This is a genomic window from Micromonospora craterilacus (assembly GCF_003236315.1).
In the GTDB taxonomy this organism is placed as follows: Bacteria; Actinomycetota; Actinomycetes; order Mycobacteriales; family Micromonosporaceae; genus Micromonospora; species Micromonospora craterilacus.
In genome coordinates this window covers 1-2,750 of sequence record NZ_POTY01000415.1, presented here as the reverse complement: position 1 = coordinate 2,750, position 2,750 = coordinate 1, and the positions used below count along the sequence as shown (strand labels likewise).

General features: G+C 75.3%; 3 protein-coding genes and 1 pseudogene. 1 reads left to right on the top strand and 3 read right to left on the bottom strand.

Annotated features, from left to right (window positions below; genetic code table 11):
• Window positions 1-383 precede the first annotated feature (383 nt).
• From C1I95_RS33235 to C1I95_RS33225, 3 genes are read right to left on the bottom strand one after another with little or no spacing between them, the layout of a single operon-like run.
• On the bottom strand, window positions 384-1,181 hold the full coding sequence (locus C1I95_RS33235) for a DNA-formamidopyrimidine glycosylase family protein (protein WP_111219993.1): 798 nt from the start codon (window positions 1,179-1,181) through the stop codon (window positions 384-386).
• 21 nt (window positions 1,182-1,202) lie between these two features.
• Window positions 1,203-1,445 carry a CPCC family cysteine-rich protein gene (locus C1I95_RS33230; protein ID WP_111219991.1) on the bottom strand — a complete coding sequence of 81 codons (243 nt, stop codon included), beginning with the start codon at window positions 1,443-1,445 and terminating at the stop codon, window positions 1,203-1,205.
• 51 nt (window positions 1,446-1,496) lie between these two features.
• Window positions 1,497-2,318, bottom strand: coding sequence for an SAM hydrolase/SAM-dependent halogenase family protein (locus tag C1I95_RS33225; protein ID WP_111219995.1), 822 nt, complete (start codon window positions 2,316-2,318; stop codon window positions 1,497-1,499).
• Between the two features lie 186 nt (window positions 2,319-2,504).
• On the opposite strand from C1I95_RS33225, the pseudogene C1I95_RS33220 reads away from it, so the two are divergent.
• Window positions 2,505-2,750: pseudogene (locus tag C1I95_RS33220) on the top strand (hypothetical protein); the annotation flags it as partial.

Here is a 2,750-nt window from a genome sequence, read left to right as displayed (position 1 = left end):
GGGCCGCTCCGGGCGGCGGGTACGGCCACGGGCGGGTCCTGCTGGCCGTTGCGGGTGGCCCGGTCCAGCCAGGTTGACCGGAGTCTGCGGAACACGGCCATGGCTCTCCCGAAAATCGGGGCGCGGCGGCCACCACCGCGACGTGGCGACCCGGCTACGCGGTACTGACGTTCCGTGAGCGCTCAACCGCAGCATGCGACTCGGTTGGTCAGTTAGGAAGTACCCAATCGTCCCAATCTGCGAGTCTCCCGGCGTGTCGCCCGCGCCACTCCGGTCCGGTCGCCTGACCGGCCGTTCACCTGGGCGGACCTGCCGGACCGCCCGGTGGAAGTTCCACGGAGATGCTCAGGCCGGCGGTCGCGGCGGCCGGCCCGTACCCACCGTCACATAGCGGTGCCGGGCTGGCAGGTGGGGCACCAGTAGGTGACCCGTTCGCCCTGTTCCTCCTTGCGAACGGCGGTGCCGCAGCGGCGGCACGGTTGGGCCCGCCGCCCGTACACGTGGCTGGTCTGGCCTCGGCGCAGCGACCCGGTGGTGCTCTGGGTCCACCGGCCCCGGTTGGCGGCCAGCAGCTCCTGCGCCAGGGTGACCAGGCCGCCCAGGTCGGGCACGTCCCGGACCGGCGTCCGGGGGTCGATCCCGCGCAGGAACAGCACCTCGCACTTGTAGAGGTTGCCGACGCCGGCCAGGTTGCGCTGGTCCAGCAGGGCCGGGCCGATGGCCGTGTCGGGGTGGGCGGACAGCCGGCGGACGGCCTCCGCCGGATCCCAGTCCTCGCCGAGCAGGTCGGGGCCGAGGTGGCCGACGAGGCGGGCCTCCTCGTCGGTGGGCACCAGGGCCACCTCGTGCAGGTGGTAGCCGACGGCGGTCGCGGTCGGGGTGCGGAGCACCACCCGGATCAGGTGCGCCGGCCGGCCCGACCAGCGCTCCCCAGGGGCGTACGTCCGCCAGGTGCCGTCCATCCGCAGGTGCGAGTGCAGCGTCCAGCGCGACCCGTCAGCGGGCCCGTGCAGCCGGAGCAGCAGATGCTTGCCCCGGCTGGCGCACTCGCGTACCAACCAGCCGGTGAGGTCGGTGGTGGCGAGCTGGGGCACCCGAAAATCGCTACCGGTCAGCCGGGCTCCGGCCAGCGCGCGTTCCAGCACACGGGCGGTGTTCCAGACGGTGTCGCCTTCGGGCACCCCGCCATTCTGCCTCGCCTGTCAGGGCAGTTCCTCGGGTCGAGGGGCGCGGACCGAGTCCTGGTAGCGGGGGTGGCAGGCGTTGTACACGGCGAAGTTGAGCCGGGCCATGGACAGGCTCAGCTCTCCGTTGGGCCCACCGCGTACGACGTCGGCGTCGGCGTCGGTCTGGCCGTCGTCGGTCCAGAAGCAGACGGGACAGGTGCCGCCGCCGGTTCGGGACGCGCAGCAGGGACAGGCGGCGGGTACCCAGCGATTTTCCACTCTCACAGCTTTCCACAATGGAGGTTTCGTGCGTGTGTGGCGCGAGGCGCGTCAGGAGCGCGCGGATCGGTGAACCCGCAGCAGCGTACCGGGGGTGGCGGCGAGCAGGTCGGCGGCCCGGCCACCGTTCACGGAGAGGGCGACCCGGCCGGCCGAGTCGGCGTGCGCCACCAGGGCGCCGACCGGGGCGTCGCCGAACGTACGCCCGTGCACCGCCTCCCGCTGCCCCGCCTCGCCGTCGCCGGCCGGACCTACCCGGACCCGGGCCGGCAGCGGGGCGAGCAGGTCGGCCGGGGCGGCCAGTTGGACGTTGCCGAAGTGGTCCACCGTCAGCACCTCGGCGGTGAACCCGTCGGGCTCCGGCTCGACCACCGGTTCGGGCAACCGGACCAGTGTCGCCGGGTCGACCGCCGGGCCGGCCTCGGCCAGCGGCGCGCCCAGCGCCAGCCGGGCCGCGACCGGCGCGAACACGTCCCGACCGTGAAAGGTGGCCGACACCCGGGGCGCCAGCCACCCCGGGTTGGTCAACTCCACTGCGGCGGTCACCCCGCCGAGTGCGGCGGCGGCGTCGAGCAGCAGACCGTTGTCCGGCCCCACCAGGAAGCCACCGGGCGTGGCCAGCGCGACGCCCCGCCGGGCCGTACCCACACCCGGGTCGACCACCGCCACGTGCACCCCGGCCGGCAGGTGCGGCACGGTCTGCGCGAGAACCGCTGCGCCCCGGCGGACATCCCCGGGCGGCACCAGGTGGGTCACGTCGATCACCCGGACCGCCGGCGCGAGCCGCGCGACCACACCGTGGCAGGCCGCCACGAAACCGTCGGCCAGCCCGTAGTCGGTGGTCAGCGAGATGACTGCGGCCGGCCCCCGCACCTCGTCGCCCGTACTGCTCGTCACGGCACCGCATGCTACGGCGGCCGGGCCCGATCCGCTGCCGGCGGTGCTGCCCGGGTGGCGGCCGGGCGGAGCGGCGAGCACCCCGGGCTGGCGGATACCCGACACGTTCCGTGGCGGCCGGGACACTGTCCGCAGGTGTTGCCGGCTGGGCAGACTGCCGGAGTGACCCACCGGATCCTGCCCGCCGCCATCCTGCCCGCCGCCATCCTGCCCGCCGTCGTCCTGCTCGCGGCCACGCTCACCGGCTGCGGCGCTGACCCGGGCCGGCCGCCCGCCGCCGGCCCGGCGGCGACCACGCCCACCGGTGCACCCGTGGCGGACCCGCCGACCGCCCAGCAACGGCCCCCGGTACCGCCGGCCACCGCGCCGACCGCCGGTTCGGGGCCGGGCGCCGGTTCGGGGCCGGGC